Origin of the sequence: Shewanella hanedai (assembly GCF_007197645.1) — a bacterium.
GTDB lineage: Bacteria > Pseudomonadota > Gammaproteobacteria > Enterobacterales > Shewanellaceae > Shewanella > Shewanella hanedai.
On sequence record NZ_VKGK01000025.1, the window covers coordinates 34,268 to 50,131 of the forward strand.

At 42.5% G+C, this 15,864-nt stretch carries 10 protein-coding genes; 2 read left to right on the forward strand and 8 right to left on the reverse strand.

Translation table 11 applies throughout. The features are described 5' to 3' along the window. Positions 1-35: 35 nt before the first annotated feature. From FN961_RS18265 to FN961_RS18280, 4 genes are all read right to left on the reverse strand, one after another. Positions 36-1,235: a porin gene (locus tag FN961_RS18265; protein WP_144041613.1), complete on the reverse strand. Its 1,200-nt coding sequence runs from the start codon at positions 1,233-1,235 to the stop codon at positions 36-38. 391 nt (positions 1,236-1,626) lie between these two features. After that, a complete protein-coding gene (locus FN961_RS18270; RefSeq protein ID WP_144041614.1) occupies positions 1,627-2,883 on the reverse strand; it encodes a HupE/UreJ family protein in 1,257 nt (418 codons plus the stop codon). A gap of 153 nt (positions 2,884-3,036) precedes the next feature. After that, positions 3,037-3,609 (reverse strand): VOC family protein, encoded by a 573-nt coding sequence (locus FN961_RS18275; RefSeq protein WP_144041615.1) that lies wholly within the window; start codon positions 3,607-3,609, stop codon positions 3,037-3,039. A 270-nt stretch (positions 3,610-3,879) separates the two neighbouring features. Continuing rightward, positions 3,880-5,955, reverse strand: coding sequence for a S9 family peptidase (locus tag FN961_RS18280; RefSeq protein WP_144041616.1), 2,076 nt, complete (start codon positions 5,953-5,955; stop codon positions 3,880-3,882). Positions 5,956-6,275: 320 nt separating this feature from the next. On the opposite strand from FN961_RS18280, the gene FN961_RS18285 reads away from it, so the two are divergent. Next, positions 6,276-7,997, forward strand: coding sequence for an AMP-binding protein (locus FN961_RS18285; protein ID WP_144041617.1), 1,722 nt, complete (start codon positions 6,276-6,278; stop codon positions 7,995-7,997). A 39-nt stretch (positions 7,998-8,036) separates the two neighbouring features. Here the strand turns inward: FN961_RS18285 and FN961_RS18290 are convergent, their stop codons facing one another. Beyond that, positions 8,037-9,128: an AraC family transcriptional regulator gene (locus tag FN961_RS18290; RefSeq protein ID WP_144041618.1), complete on the reverse strand. Its 1,092-nt coding sequence runs from the start codon at positions 9,126-9,128 to the stop codon at positions 8,037-8,039. A 110-nt stretch (positions 9,129-9,238) separates the two neighbouring features. Between FN961_RS18290 and FN961_RS18295 the strand changes: the two genes are divergently transcribed. Continuing rightward, positions 9,239-11,257, forward strand: a complete 2,019-nt coding sequence (locus FN961_RS18295; RefSeq protein ID WP_144041619.1) for an NADPH-dependent 2,4-dienoyl-CoA reductase — start codon at positions 9,239-9,241, stop codon at positions 11,255-11,257. A gap of 66 nt (positions 11,258-11,323) precedes the next feature. On the opposite strand, the gene FN961_RS18300 is transcribed toward FN961_RS18295, so the two are convergent. From FN961_RS18300 to FN961_RS18310, 3 genes are all read right to left on the reverse strand, one after another. Further along, complete coding sequence (locus FN961_RS18300) at positions 11,324-12,550, reverse strand: hypothetical protein (RefSeq protein WP_144041620.1); 1,227 nt, start codon at positions 12,548-12,550, stop codon at positions 11,324-11,326. A 107-nt stretch (positions 12,551-12,657) separates the two neighbouring features. Further along, complete coding sequence (locus tag FN961_RS18305) at positions 12,658-14,994, reverse strand: GGDEF domain-containing protein (protein WP_144041621.1); 2,337 nt, start codon at positions 14,992-14,994, stop codon at positions 12,658-12,660. After that, positions 14,994-15,665: a cupredoxin domain-containing protein gene (locus FN961_RS18310; RefSeq protein WP_144041652.1), complete on the reverse strand. Its 672-nt coding sequence runs from the start codon at positions 15,663-15,665 to the stop codon at positions 14,994-14,996. Before FN961_RS18310 ends, FN961_RS18305 begins: the two co-directional genes overlap by 1 nt. Positions 15,666-15,864: the final 199 nt, after the last annotated feature.

Consider the following 15,864-nt stretch of genomic DNA (forward strand, 5'->3'; position numbering starts at 1 on the left):
ATTGTTAATATTGATAAAAACTAGAATGACCGAAACTAAAAGTACCACAGCACGCCGCTGCTGACAGTATTGGCTTCAGAATCACTAAAACCTGTTTGAGACGTCGTGTGAGACGTATATTCCAAAGTAAACTGCAGACCTTTAGATATATCACGCACATAAACAATGGAATGAGACTGATTCTTTGCGCCCTCTATATCCGTATTCTCAGTCACGCCATATTGTACAGACAACTGATTATCACCAAATTTGTATCCCATGTTGGCAAGAAAGCCTTGAGTCTCAACAGCATTGCCTAGTTTATCGGTTGCGCCGATAAACATAATCCCGTCTCCAAGTGCATCTCCCTTAAAGCCAGAAAGGTTTGCAGTAAAACCACCCAAAACCAACTTAGCACCTAACTCATAACCTGTAGCTGTAATTTCTCGTCCAGTATTGCCCGACAACTGCGCTTTTTGCGTCACAAAAGAGGTCCAAAGCTTACTCCCCCCTTCAATGTCATAACTCATTGACCCTTGCAGCATCGGAGTATCAAGGACGTTATATATTGGTCCACCAATAGAGATAGGATCAGGCTGAATATCTACAGGTTGAAAAACACCAATACTCGCTTGAAAGCCATTGATGACAGGAGAGGAATACGTGATTTGAGGTTGAAATGACATGTAGGTATAGCCCGCTGCAATCGCGCCAAATGTGGCATTAAATGCACCTGCAGCATCTGCATGGGTTCCTACACCAGGGATAGTGATATCAGAAAATGTAGCATAATATTGAAAGAGAGCCGCATCTCGTCCCACCACTAATTTTCCAAAATCGCCAGAAATGCTGAGTGAAACATTACGCACATCTCCCACATTTTGCCCTCCAGCAAATCTGCCACCAAATTTTGATGGGTTAGATGTACCAGGAGCAAAGCCAAAATGTCCTTTTAAATCCAGATCGTTTTCAGTTTTGTATGAGGCGACAAAATTAATCCATCCAGGCAAAAAACCATTTTGAACCGAGGCAGTGTCTTTATTATCAACCGCAAACTCACAAGCCGAAAATGTACTCCACTGGCTTGAATCTGGTGCTACATCACAATCAGTTTGTGTGTAAAATCCACCGACGATACCATTAATATCCATGGAGAAATCACCTTCACTATATCCAATTGCATGTGCAACATTCGTTAAGCAAGCCATAGACACTAAAATAGAAAACCTTATGGAATAAAGTAATTTGTTGTTCATATAAATCCCTATTAGTTTGTTTTATTTTAAACGCATAATTATTTGCGTAATGTCATATCGCACAATCCATGCCAATAAAACAAACAAATGCACTCGCAATAAAACAAACAAAAACAACACTTGATTTCAATGCGTTACCAAACGTTAATAACTCGTATAAAAAACAAAATAAAAAATAAATATAATTAAAAACAGAAATAAGCATGAGATAATAAAAAGTGAAACAACTGTCTCAATGCGTTACATCTATGAATTTAATTAATAAAATAAGTCTCGGCTTAGGTTTTATTTATAATAATAAGATTAACAAGTAGGTTATTTTAATTTATGGTTAACATGATTAAGTAAGAAGTACTGGTTTACACTCGACAAAGATTGAACTTTAGAACATTCATACTAGAGTAGGAATTAACACCATTGTTCTCTGGTATATCCAGACTAAAGAGATCATGATACTGATCATCGCAACTCCTTTTCGCCACTGTTTTAACCACTTAAACTCTAGCCACTCTATAAGTGTAAATATCAAAATAAGTCCCCCATAGAGTAATACCTGCCCAGCCTCAATACCAAGATTGAAACCTAACAGAGAGTACAGATCGATACCTTGGTTTTGAACAAAGACTTTATTCATCAAAAAAGAGAAGCCAAAACCATGAATTAAACCAATGAAAAATGACACAAACCAATGGCTCACATCACTGCGCTTAACTAAATTAATGGCAGCCATATACAGAATTGTCATTGCTATTGCCAGTTCAATCATAGGAATAAACCAGGTTCCCTCTAAAGTGCTAATTGTCGCTCCCAGAGTCAGTGTGATCATATGACCTAAGGTAAAACCTGTCACATTTTTAAAAAAAAGCATCATTGTTGAACACGATAAAGTCATCAATACAATAAACAACATATGGTCCATGCCAGTAAAAATATGTTCTATTCCCATCGTAAAAAAATCGATAAATGAAGAGCTTGAATGATTCAGTAAAACCCCCTCACTCAATGTACCAGGTATTGTTTTAACCTCTATATTCATCGATTTTGGGTATGTGATCACGTTAACTAGCCAATCAGTAGCCTTGAACTTTTCCCCAGCGGTACTCACCAAAAAGATATCCTCTGAAAAATCTGCACCACTAAAGGTCACCGAAAAATCAATCACAGCATCAAACAGCTCAAGTGGATTATTTGGAAACATCTCTCCAGACATAGCTATATAGGCATTATCTAGGTTGTTGAATACAGGTCGGTCATGAAAGTTATGAATTTTTATTTTACCAACTTTATATTCAAGCCTCTTTCCTTCAGTGGTCTTTAAATAAAACTCTTTCATGATGATTTTTTTAAATTGTGGAAGCTGATCACGTATATCCACTTCATCTAAATAATATAAAGCCTCTGATTCATTTTTTTCAATTTTGGTAAAGGGAATACGTTGCTGTTTATCAATACCAGCCCAATTAAAAGGGAGTAAAATTAAAGGTGCTGGGGATCGAATATGTACACTAATTGAATCCTTGTTATTTATTGGCTCAATAATAATATTGCGAGTAATAGCCTCTCCAAAATGAGCAAAAGCTGATACAGAAATAATAAATAGACTGATGAATAGACTGATGAATAGAATTGTCTTTTTAACACTAAGCATAGAAAAATACCTTGCTTCACAGTTTGAACTCTTACTTAACCAAGCTAGGACACCGTTAATATTCTCAGCATACGAGCAATAACGGGCTAACCTCAATGGGCTTAATGATTATATGAATCTTGCCCATTGAGATTAAACTAGTTGATATAACCGCTAGTCACGAGGATCCCATAAACGACGGTTCGTTGCTTTTTCGTATCCTTGGCCATCAGGGTAGCTAACAAGTTCTAACTGTTGACCCCAAGGAGCCATAAAGTAAACCCAAGTTAACCCTTCCATTCCCGTGTCGGTAAATGTATGTGGTTCACCGAGAATTTTAATATCTTTCTCTTTTAAATACGCTACCGCGTCATTCATATCTGTGACATAAAATGCGATATGATTACCACCAAAATCACTGTTTTTAACGTACTTCTTGTTTTGATCTGGCGAGGTGTATTCAAAAATCTCAAAGTTAGTTCCGTTTTGACAACGAACCATATGAGCAACTTTTATCACCGCTTTTTTATTCACATTCAGGTTATCAACCATCCAGTTATCATTAAAAGGTCCAAATGGCCCAATAGAAAAATAGGATTCACACCCCATCACATCCACAAAAAAGTCTACCGCTTCCTGCATATTCGGCACAGTAAAACCAAAATGCTGAACCCCCTTCATACCTGGAATAGCTGAGTTTGCACTCACACTGATTAACAGCGTAAAAACTAATAATACGTATTTCATTTTATTTCCTTAAAGTTTGTGAATGTTATAATTCAACGATAAGAAAGCAATTTGAATGCCAGTCAAAGAAGCAAGGTTAAGGTATTGTTTTTAAGCAGGTAAATATTTTAGCATGCAGAAGAAAGTCACGTATCTTAAAATCTTGATACACGTGTCTCATTCACTATAAGGCTGGAAATAAATCGATAGAAACAGGGGGGCTAAAACAAAAAAACGCCTGGTAGATATCAGGCGTTTTTAATTAAGCAGTCCAAACAAGGAGGGGTTACATTAATCCTCTTTCCCTTTTTTAACCGCCTCTAATCTCGCTTTATGATCCAACTCATGTGCAGGCATCTCTTTAGCATCGCTCTTGAGGTAATGATCCATCCAACGCATCAGACGTAAGTGATAGTCATACTGACCCGCCGCTTTACGGTTACCATGGCCTTCGCCTGGGTAGTAAACCAGACGCACATCTTTACCTTGCACTTTCATGTAACGATAAAGCTCCATTGATTGTGCCGGGTGAACGCGCGGATCATCCTTACCATGCATAATAAGCAATGGCGTCTCTGATTTGCCAGCCCAGTAAATAGGGCTACGCTCTAGGTACCACTGCCACTTATCCCAAGGATAAGAGCGAGCATGCACCAGATGCATCTCATTAGAGATATCGGTAGTACCAAACTTAGATAACTGGTTAGTCACACCGACAAACATGACACTTGCAGCAAAGTGCTTAGTCAGTTTTGTCGCGGCCCAAGCCGACGCATAACCGCCGTAAGATCCACCGGTAATTCCGACCTTCTTGCTATCGACTAAACCCATATCCACTAAATGGTCTTTAAACTCGACTAAATCATCGAACTCTTTACCAGCATAATCGTTTTGACCCAGCTTAGAATAATCTACGCCCTTGCCTGTACTGCCACGGTAGTTTGGATAGAACACCACGTAGCCTTGAGTTGCGCCAAGTTGACCTGGACGTGAGTAGTTGGTTAGCCAGCCATCTTTATCATGGCTCTCTGGACCACCATGAACCGACATGATTAGCGGGTAACGCTGACCTTCTTTATAATCGAGTGGGTAAATGAGTACACCGCCAATCTCGACACCGTCTTTCGCTTTGAACGAAATCGATTCTTGCTTAGCAAAACGCTTATCATCAAGCCAAGGGTTAGAATTACTGACCCGTGTGGCTTTGTGCTTACTGCCACGAAGTAGATACACTTCATTCGGGTGCTTATCGGTATTAGCACGCAGAGCAAGGGTTTTATCAGAATCTGATATGCTCAATTGTGAAGCGATAAATTTACCCGCTTTAACCACTTCTTTATATTCATTGTTGCCAGGCTTGATTAAGCCAACAACCGAATCAGTATTGATGTTAGTGATAAAATAGAGTTCGTTCTCATCGTTTTTCCACTCAAAATCACTCACGTGACCCAAATGGTTAGGCAACCACTCACTCACTTTGCCCGTCTTCGTTTCTGCTAGGTACAAACGACCAGCAGCAGGATCGTGCTTGTCTTCGGCGCCTAGAATGGCAACATATTGACCATCATAGGAAAACTCGGCATCACCTAGCTTACCTTCGGTAATAAATGAGGTCACCACTTGCTGATTAGCCGTATTAACGATATGCCACTGAGATTTCATGTATTGATCATCAATCAGCGCTGTTGGCTGTGTCTTAACTAACAACTGCTCACCATTCGATGACCACTGCACATCTGACACGTAATCTTCAATATCCCAAGCAACGGGTGTCAACGGCTTATCACTAACCGCAAGATCAATCACGAACAGTTGCTTATTGGTTAGACTCTCTTCGTAAACCTCGGCCATAAAGCCAAGTTTCTTAAGCGCTTTGACGCTTTTATCTTTAGCAGGCTTAGCAATAATAGCAACCTGTTTACCGTCATGGCTTAGGGCATAATTTGCTACATCAGTTCGTGTTAACTCGATGGTTTTTTGCGCTTGACCACCGTTAAATGGGATCTGATAAAGAGCGGTAAATTTGTCTTCATCCATCTTAGCGAGGAAATAGATCATGCTACCGTCTGCAGACCATTGAATATTATTAACGGTTACCTGACCCGTGACATAAGGTCGTTCAACGCCTTTATCATCGACAAGGTAAAGTTCGGCCCAATGCAGACCATTCTCTTCTTTGTAAATCTCACGAGGAACATAGCGGGTAAAGGCAACATTGTCGCCTGATGGGCTCACTTGTGCTTGAGCTACTTGCTGTAGGCCTACAACCTCTTCAGCGGTTAAGGTATTACTTGCGCTAGCAGTAAAACTAAACAGGCCAAGGGATATCGCAAGGGCATGCTTAACAGCGCTTAACTGTCGATTCATATTATTTGTTAACTCCAATCCGTTAATTATATTATTATTTTTATTCTTTCCTAGCAGCATTATAACCCCATAAACAGCCAAATATAAACAACTACCTAACCGCCTTAACCTTAATCTTTCACGCTTAATTGAGCCTGAAAATCTAAGGATTATTCTCGAATTCTGCTAATAGCTGTTCACTTAGGATATTAATTTGTCATGATTAGTCACTTCTCATTGTTCGCTTTTTAAGTGATAGTCGAGATTGAAGTAAAGACTGTGTATGGCAGCATCCCATGCTGATGCCTTCATTGAGTCAAAAATAACAATAAGAGGAATTTATGGACGCATCTTTTTGGGATGGTAAACGCGCATCAGGGCTAACGGATCACATCGATTTTACTCAATATAATTCAGCCATTGATGCAATTGAAGAAGCCTTCGTCACCTATGCTGACAGACCCGCCTTTACCAGCTTGGGTTACACATTAAGTTTTCGTCAAATAGATGAATACAGTGCCGCCTTCGCCCATTACCTGCAAAACCATACTTCGCTGTTACCCGGTGATGCTATCGCGATTCAGATGCTCAACACACTGCAATACCCTATTGCTGTTTATGGGGCGTTGAGAGCTGGACTGCGCATCGTCAACACCAACCCACTTTATACAGAACGAGAGATGATCCACCAGTTTAATGACTCAGGGGCTAAAGCACTCTTGTGCATGGATGTGTTTGCGAAGTCCGTTGAAAATATCCAAGCTGAAACCAGTTTAGAGCTTATTTTAACAACCAGCCTGGCCGACATGTTGCCCAGTGTGAAGCGGATGCTCATCAACTCCACCGTTAAACACATTAAAAAAATGGTGCCAAAATATCATCTACCCCAAGCCATCTCATTTAGAAAAGTTATCAATCAATCTTTAGGCAAGGGATTTAACACCACTCACCTCAACCAGCCCGATGACACCATCGTGCTGCAATACACTGGCGGAACCACTGGAGTCGCCAAAAGTGCCGAACTCACCAATGCCAACATCGTCGCCAACATGTTGCAGTCGGGAACGGTCACCATGCAAAAAGATGAGAACGGCAAAGCGTTAATGGGAGAAGGTAAACAGTCCATCATGGTTGCCCCTTTACCGCTTTATCATATCTACTCATTTACCGTGCACTTAATGGCCTTTTTCAGATTGGGAGAGCACAGCGTATTGATCGCTAACCCCAGAGATACAGAGACCTTCATAAAGGCAATAAAGCCTTTTAAGATGACGGGACTGATGGGACTCAACACCCTCTTTGTCTCCTTGATGGAGAGCCCTAATTTCAAACAACTGGACTTTAGTGAGATGGTATTCACCCTTTCTGGTGGCACCGCACTGCTCGACGATACTGCAGAGCGTTGGAAACAAATCACAGGGATAGGCATTTCAGAAGCCTATGGTTTGACTGAATGTTCACCCGCTGTCTGTATGAACCCTTTTAATGGCCGAGAGCGTCTAGGTTCTGTTGGTCAAGCGCTACCAGGAACAAGCCTTAAATGCATCAATGCCATCGGTGATGAGGTCGCCATCGGTGAACGTGGTGAGCTTTGTGTTAAAGGCCCTCAGGTCATGAAAGCTTACTGGAATCGCCCCAAGGCGACGCGAGAATCTTTTACGCCGGGCGGCGAATGGTTACTGACAGGGGATATTGCCATTATCGATGAAGATGGTTATGTCAGCATTGTCGATCGAGTCAAAGATATGATTATTGTCTCTGGCTTTAATGTGTTTCCTAATGAGATCGAGGGAATAGTGGCCACACATCCCGATGTATTGAATTGCGCCGCCATCGGGGTGCCTGATCCCAAGCAAGGTGAGGTGATAAAGCTCTATATTGTGACCCAAGATAATGTCACTCTCACTGGCGAAGATATAAAAACCTTCTGTAAGGATAAACTCACCAGCTATAAAATCCCACGTCAATTTGAGTTTAGAAAAGAGCTACCCATGTCGCCAGTGGGGAAGATTTTACGCCGAAAACTCAAAGAAGATAATGATGAGCAAAGAAAGATAGCTTAAGTTGCCCCAACTCAGGTTAAAGGAAACCAAAAGAGAGGGTTACCTATCTGCTCTCTTTTCTGGTTTCGCTGTTCTGAAGCGCCCGGGCGCTTCGCCCGTCCAGCGTTTAAATGCCCGTTGAAAAGCAGTGGGAGAGCCAAAGCCTAATAGATAAGCTATCTCTCCTAAGGTCAACGCGGTATCACGCACATAACTTATAGAGAGAGTTCGTCGAGTGTCGTTCAGCGTCTGCTGAAAACTTCCCCCTTCATCCACCAGCTTACGCCTTACTGTCCAAGGCGCCATATTGAGCTGCTCAGACACTTGCTCTAAAGTTGGCGTGGTACCGTCAAGTAAAGGGCCGATCACCCGACTCACTTTCTCATGGAAACTTAACCCCAGCCGCACCTTTTCAAGATCAGCTTCTGCACCTCTTCGCAATAATTCAAAAGTGGGGGCACTGCAATTCAGGCACGGCCAATCTAAGGCTTCGGCCTTGATAACCAGATAGTTATTGGGCTGATTAAATTTCACCTCACAATTGAAAAACTCGCTGTACTTATCAGCATAAGCGGGGGCGGGAAATTCAAAGCAAACCTTATCAATGGCATCTTCACGACCCGATAGAGTCTTAATCACCTTATGCCAGCCAGAGAGCATTGAATCGACCACAAAGTGATTGTATTCGTTATAGGGATTGATTGAGTAAAACATCAACAGTCCTTGGCCATCTTCAACGTCATACTCCAGGCAAAGCTCACGACTTTTCCCCATCTCCATACCAAAAGAGTGACTCACATAAAAATACGACTGACCGCGAGAATTATACTTATTCAGTAACTCATAGGTGCTGATTTGCTCACACGCTTGCTTGAGATCTTTCGATGAAAAGGCCAATAACCCCGCCACGCCTAAATTGGTGACAGAGGTCATCTCTCCCATGATAAGTCCTAACCAAGGGGTGTTCGATTTTTTAATACAATCATGACCTAAGCGCATAAACTTAGGAATGGTGACCCTAGCATCCGGAGAAGCCAGTGCAGTATGATCTAATGAGTATTTAGCCAAAATGTCATCAACATTCTCACCAAGATGTCGCATCGCCTTAATCACTATTTCAATGTATAAGACAGAGATATCACCAAGCTTCAAAAAGTACCTCCATGCAAAGTATAATCATTAATTTGTTAACTTTAGTCATTGGCTAATCTTAGCATTCGCTCTATCTTTAACCAAGAATAATAATGATTAGGTATTGAATAATGAGCAATCCGTACCCGCACTTAATGGCCCCGCTTGATCTCGGGTTCCGCACCATAAGAAATCGTAGCTTGATGGGCTCGATGCACACCAATTTAGAAGAAGCCCCTGATGGTTTTGAACGCATGGCCGCTTACTACGCCAAGCGTGCAGCGGGCGGGATCGGCATGATTGTCACAGGTGGCTTTGCGCCTAATATTGAAGGTGGTGGCATGCCCAATGCCACCATGATTGCCACAGATGAAGACATTGAGAAGCATAAGCTTATCACTCACGCTGTTCATGAAGAGGGCGGCGTGATCTGCCTACAAATACTGCACGCAGGCCGATATGCTTACCACCCTCACCTCGTGAGCTGTTCGCCACTGCAAGCACCGATTAATCAGTTTGTTCCAAAAGAACTCGATGAAGCCGGTATTGAAAAACAGATCCAAGATTTCGTTAGCTGCTCGCTGAATTCACAGGCTGCTGGATATGATGGCATAGAGATAATGGGTTCTGAAGGCTATTTCATTAACCAATTTATCTGTAAGCGCACCAACCACAGAACTGACCGTTGGGGCGGAAGCTACGAAAATCGCACTCGACTTGCCCTCGAAATCGTCCGCCGTATCAGAGAAGCTGTAGGCAGAGAATTCATCATTATCTTCCGTTTGTCGATGCTCGATCTCGTTGAAGGTGGCAGTACGTGGCAAGAAATTGTTCAGCTAGCTAAAGGTATTGAAGCCGTTGGCGCAACGATAATCAACACTGGAATTGGCTGGCACGAAGCACGAGTACCGACCATTTCAACTAGCGTTCCTAGAGGGGCGTTTGTGGAGATAACCAAGCGCATGAAGCAGGAAGTGAGCATCCCGCTGTGTACAACTAACCGCATCAATACCCCTGAGCTGGCTGAAGAGATCTTAGCTGAGGGCAATGCTGATATCATTTCGATGGCAAGGCCTATGCTCGCCGATCCCGACTTTATGCTCAAAGCTGCCGCTGATAAATCAGATGAGATCAATACCTGTATCGGTTGTAATCAAGCTTGTTTAGACCATATATTCCAGATGAAGCTGGTGAGTTGTTTAGTCAACCCGCAGGCTTGTCATGAAACAAAACTGCTTATCTTACCTGCCAGTGAGATTAAAAACATTGCTGTTGTCGGCGCAGGACCAGCTGGTCTTGCTGCCGCAACGACAGCTGCTCAGCGTGGTCATAAAGTCACACTATTTGAGGGCGATGATAAAATTGGCGGTCAATTTAATATTGCACAACAAGTACCGGGTAAAGAGGAGTTCTCTGAAACCATCAGGTACTTCGGCAAGCAGATAGAACTGACAGGTGTCACTCTAAAGCTCAATACAAAAGCCACTAAAGAGGACTTAACCCAGTTCGATGAAGTCTTGTTGGCAACAGGGATCATCCCCCGCCAACTCGATATTCCAGGGATAGAACATCCTAATGTCATGAACTACATCGACGTTCTCAAGCATAAAAAGCCTGTCGGTAAACGCGTTGCTATCATCGGCGCTGGCGGCATAGGTTTCGATGTCGGCGAATACCTTTCTCATCAGGGGCCATCGACCAGCTTAGATAAAACCGCTTATATGAAAGAGTGGGGAGTCGATCTCACCGTGTCTAATCCAGGTGGCTTAACTGAACCTCAAAGCGAGCCCTCTCCACGACAGATATTTCTGCTACAGCGTAAAACCTCTAAAGTGGGTGCAGGCTTAGGCAAGAGTACTGGCTGGATCCACCGCACTGTCTTGAAAAATAAAGGCGTGAACATGCTCAAAGGCGTGCAGTACACTCAAATAGATGATGCGGGACTGCACATTGAAATAGAGGGTAAAGCCCAGCTCCTTGAAGTGGATAATATTATCATTTGTGCAGGCCAAGATTCGCACCGAAGCCTGCAAGCTGAATTAGAAGCTGATAATGTGAAAGTCACTTTGATCGGCGGCGCTGATATCGCCTCTGAACTGGACGCTAAGCGGGCAATCAAACAAGGGACGATTGTTGCAGCAGCGCTGTGATCCTCTTCGTTTTTAATCGCACACAAGTAAGCTAATTGAAGTTCAACTTGCCGAGTCGTTATTGCCCTAAAAGTAATAACGGCTTGCGAATTGCCACTGCTCTTCAATTAAATCCTTATCGTAACCTTGGGCTTCCCGTGCGGGGCGCGTCGAATCAATACGATTATATTCTGCCTGCAGAAACCAGCCTTTACGTAATTGATAGCCATAGGAAAGCGTGACAGCATTGCCATTCTCACGATTATCATCATCCAGAGTCAGATCATTATCGGTAACGCTAAAATTTTCAAACCTGAAGGAGATCCGATGTTTCTGCCATCGATGACTCAATAACATGAAACCACTCTCATAGTCGTTATCAACAACATTGATCCCCGAAAGAGATCGCATTGACGTATCCCCCTTAATGTATTGAGCAATTAATTCAATATGATAAGGCAAACGCCATTTAGTACCAACATGACCAAATTGAGTTAACCAAGTGTACTGCCCCTCTTTAACCAAACCCGTATCAACGTCATTATCGTAATACCCCAGCTCGACTCTACCTAGTCCCTGCAGACGCCATTGGGTTTTGACATGATAACCAAGGTGATAGTCCAGTTCTAAAAATGGATCGGACTCCTTAGCTTGCTCCGTAAATGAACCACCATTCAGACTGGGAAGTGCACTCAGCGGTAACTTTTCCTGCCAAAGTGTTTGTCTTGAACTATTTGTCCACCCATGCCAAGAGATCATGGCGCCCGTAGTGTCATTATTTTGAAATAGCTCAGCAACAAGTTGAAAGTCATGGGAGGAACCGCTGAATTTACCTAAATGCTCAAGACTAAACTGACCACCAATATGGCGAACCTCTTCGCCAATCCAGCTATTGATACTAGAGTATGTGAGTGTGTAAGGAGATGACCACGCTGTTGCTATATTTTCCATGGAGATATCAGGGTATAAGATCCCTATTTTTGCCGACAACCTCAACCCGTTACTCCAGGGCAAGCCTTTATATTTAAGGTAGGCTTCGGTCAATCCGATATTATCTCTAACTCCATCCCAATATGCGTTAGCCACCACATGAGCAGATAAAGGGTTATCCCAATCAAGCTGATAACTGAGCCCGCCTTGAGCTAAAGATAATTGTCCGTTAGGGTTAAAACGGAACTTCCCTAAACCTGCATCAACATAGGATGTAATCCCATCAGTATAACTTGCCCTGACATCCACCACACCTGACACTTTATGCTCTGCTGCGAGTGTAATTGATGAGAATAAGCACAACATCCATACCCAATATTTCATTCTGGCCCCTTTTAATCGAGCATATTTTTGCTCTTATCACTGACTTTTACAGTCTGATTTCACCTAAACCTTCAACTCCTAGGGACTCAACCAAGTCCCCAAATAAACTAGTAAGGTGAGTTTGCCAACCAGTCGGCAATTTTTTCTGCATCTAAAGGTCTGGATAAATAATACCCCTGCCCCATTTCACATCCCCGTTCAATTAACCAGTTTAACGCACCTTCATCTTCTATCCCTTCAGCTACAACACTGAGGCCAAGATTATGTGCCAGCTGTAAAGTGGAGCTCACAATGATCTGATCATCCGCGCTCACCATCAGATTTTGCACAAATGATTTATCAATCTTCAGCTCAGATACCGGCAGCTGCTTCAACTGAGCTAAAGAGGAATAACCCGTACCATAATCATCAATTGATAACTTAAGGCCACTATTTTTCAACACCTTAAGCTGTTTAATTGCATTTTCAGGATCAGATACCACGGCATCTTCAGTTATCTCTAAAGTGAGAACCTCAATAGGCACACCTTTCTCTGTAATAAGATCCAACACATACCGACAAAAATGAACATCCTTCAAGTTCTCTGCAGAGATGTTGATAGCGATACACAACTCTATGCCCTGAGATTTCCATTTCAAATATTGATCAATCGACTCGTTCATCACCCAACGAGTTAACGCGTTCATCTGTCCCATCTGTTCAGCAATGGGGATAAAATCATCTGGCGGGATCATGCCTCTGTCTGGATGTCGCCAGCGAACTAACGCTTCAACATGGGTCACTTTCTTTAGTTTAAGATCAAGCTTAGGTTGGTAAAAGAGCACCAGTTCCTCATTGTCTATAGCGGACTTAAGTTCGTTAATCAGTTGCAAGCGATCTAACGTATTACCATCAATCTGCTGATTGTAGATCTGCTGTTCCAGTTTATTTTTCTTGGCATACTGTAATGCTGTATCTGCTTGGCGTAATAAAGTTTCTAAATCACTAGGGTAATGAACAAAACTGATCCCAATGGAAAGTTGTAAGTGCAGGGAGATATCTTGATAGCGGTATTCTGCTTCAATGCTTTTTTGCAGATCGGCCATCAAAACTCTAAGCTTTTTCGGCGAGGTATTTTTAAAAGCCAAGGCAAATTCATCGCCAGTAATGTGACAAACGAGATCGACATTATCGAAAGATGACAATCGCTTACCAATCTCTTTAATCACCTCATCGCCAACCACATGACCCAAGGTACCATTCACCTCTGTCATGCGTTTAATATCGATTAAACAGACCGCCACTGCAGACTTATCCTCAAACCAAAGAGAGGTCACACGCTTAAGCTCGTTTTTGTTGGCTAACTTAGTCAGAGGATCATGATAGACCTGAAACACGATTTCACTTTCACGACTCAAAATGGCCTGTTGCATCGCAGTGAACTCTTCGGCCAACAGTTGCATCTCGACACTGTTTCCGACCTGAACTTTAGAGTGATAATTCCCCTTCGCAATGTACCTTGCCTGCTCGATCAGCAACATGATCGGTTTTGTCACACCACTTGAGATAAAAAATGCCAACAACAGAGAAATGGGGAGCATCAGCAGAATTAACCCTAACTGCTGCAGCCACTGTTTTTGGAACGACTCAAGCACGTCATATCGAGTCTGGTACATAAAAGCATGCACCTGCTTTTGGTCCACTTTACCTAGCAGTTCATGCCAGAGTACGTAATCTTCATTAGCCAGACCATGAGTGATAAAGCCAGAAACGGCTTGGTTATCAGCTGCGTTTAAATGCTCACCAGATAAGCTAATAAATTGATTATCTTGCCCGGCCTCTGTCACCACAAACCCAGCATTTAATCCCGTATGTAATAGCAGTGTTTTCGCAAGTTCATCGCCAATAATAAAACCAAACCCTACCCAACCAATCACATTGTTGGCGCCGCTGGTTAAAGGTGCAAACTTGATTTGATAGATGTTGTCTTCGAGTGAGTAAAGCGGATTAATATTCAGCAGTCCCGTTTCTAACGGGTAACGAAACTGCTCACCTTGCTCTGGCCCGACGCTCACCTTGCCGAGCTCCAGCTCACTGGTTTTAAGCATCAGCTCACCGATAATAATGCCATGTTTATCCACGGCGATAGCCAGATCGGCATTGATGCGTTTTCTGTGATTATTAAGCGCCACCAAAAAGCTACGACTGTCGTTATCAATAAAGATATCTTTAAGACCAAAGTCTTTGGCAGCCGTTTCGGCAAACGCCGACAAGTAATAGTTACGCTTGCCATAATCAGACTTAAACACCAGTTCAGCCACGGATAACTGATTGCTTAGTTGCTGCTGTTCAAGTCGTTTATTGGCAAAGAAGGTAATTGAAAATGAGATCGCCTGAACCGCTATCAATAAGATAACGAAAAAGGCAAAAATGCGGGTCTGTATTCGATTGCAGAAACCGAACATCAATAGCCTTCCAAAAACTCAAAGTCATCCAAACTCTTTTGTTCGGGTATATCAGCCATAGGTGCAGTGACGGTGATGATTAACGTTTGGGACAGAGGCGTACTGATTTGCTGTGACACTCGATGATTATCGACTGATAACTGGGGATGCCAAGTCGTTAAGGTGTAATCAGCATCGGGGATGGCATCAAACTCAGCTTCGCCTCTCTCATCTGTTATTGCAAAATAGGGAGTATCAACCACCAGCAAGTGTCCACTCATCCAATCATGGACATTACACCCCATGGAGATATGTCCCACTTGGTCAAAAACGATAGAATCCGTTCCACTGTCTTTTTTGAGCTTAAAAGAGAAACGTTTTGGGCCTGCGGCTGAATAGATATGATGTGTAATGTCGTCGTCATTAACAAATTGTAACTCGTGGCCCTTCTGCATGACCGTGATATAGGGGGTGAACTGTTTATCTTGTTGATGTATCTCTACTGGAAGGCTTATTTTATCGATAAAGGCACTCTGCGCCGCCTTGTTAGCTTGCAGGTACACAACAAGATCTGGCATTGGTTCTCCCGATGGGTTAACCAATCTGAATTTATCTGCACTCACTTCAGAGATAACCCCCAATGAGCCGATTAACAATCCTGCACATAACGCCATTGTCCGTCTGTAGTTCACGTTGACCTCATTTTCAGTCATAAAAGAAATATGGCAACCTAGATTAGCTGTGACTTTCATCACTGCCAGTAATAGGAACTGAATTTAAAGAAAAATATTTCATATGAGACAAAGAAATACCTATTTAAAAAATAGCAGTTCTATATTGGTCTACTTAAGGATAGGCAAAAAAAAGCAAAACCGAGGTTTTGCTTTATCT

What these genes read in the sequence shown, in the direction of transcription:
- FN961_RS18265 (WP_144041613.1), bottom strand. Translation starts at nt 1,235, where the DNA reads ATGAACAACAAATTACTTTATTCCATAAGGTTTTCTATTTTAGTGTCT.
- FN961_RS18270 (WP_144041614.1), bottom strand. Translation starts at nt 2,883, where the DNA reads ATGCTTAGTGTTAAAAAGACAATTCTATTCATCAGTCTATTCATCAGT.
- FN961_RS18275 (WP_144041615.1), bottom strand. Translation starts at nt 3,609, where the DNA reads ATGAAATACGTATTATTAGTTTTTACGCTGTTAATCAGTGTGAGTGCA.
- FN961_RS18280 (WP_144041616.1), bottom strand. Translation starts at nt 5,955, where the DNA reads ATGAATCGACAGTTAAGCGCTGTTAAGCATGCCCTTGCGATATCCCTT.
- FN961_RS18285 (WP_144041617.1), top strand. Translation starts at nt 6,276, where the DNA reads ATGGACGCATCTTTTTGGGATGGTAAACGCGCATCAGGGCTAACGGAT.
- FN961_RS18295 (WP_144041619.1), top strand. Translation starts at nt 9,239, where the DNA reads ATGAGCAATCCGTACCCGCACTTAATGGCCCCGCTTGATCTCGGGTTC.
- FN961_RS18300 (WP_144041620.1), bottom strand. Translation starts at nt 12,550, where the DNA reads ATGAAATATTGGGTATGGATGTTGTGCTTATTCTCATCAATTACACTC.
- FN961_RS18305 (WP_144041621.1), bottom strand. Translation starts at nt 14,994, where the DNA reads ATGTTCGGTTTCTGCAATCGAATACAGACCCGCATTTTTGCCTTTTTC.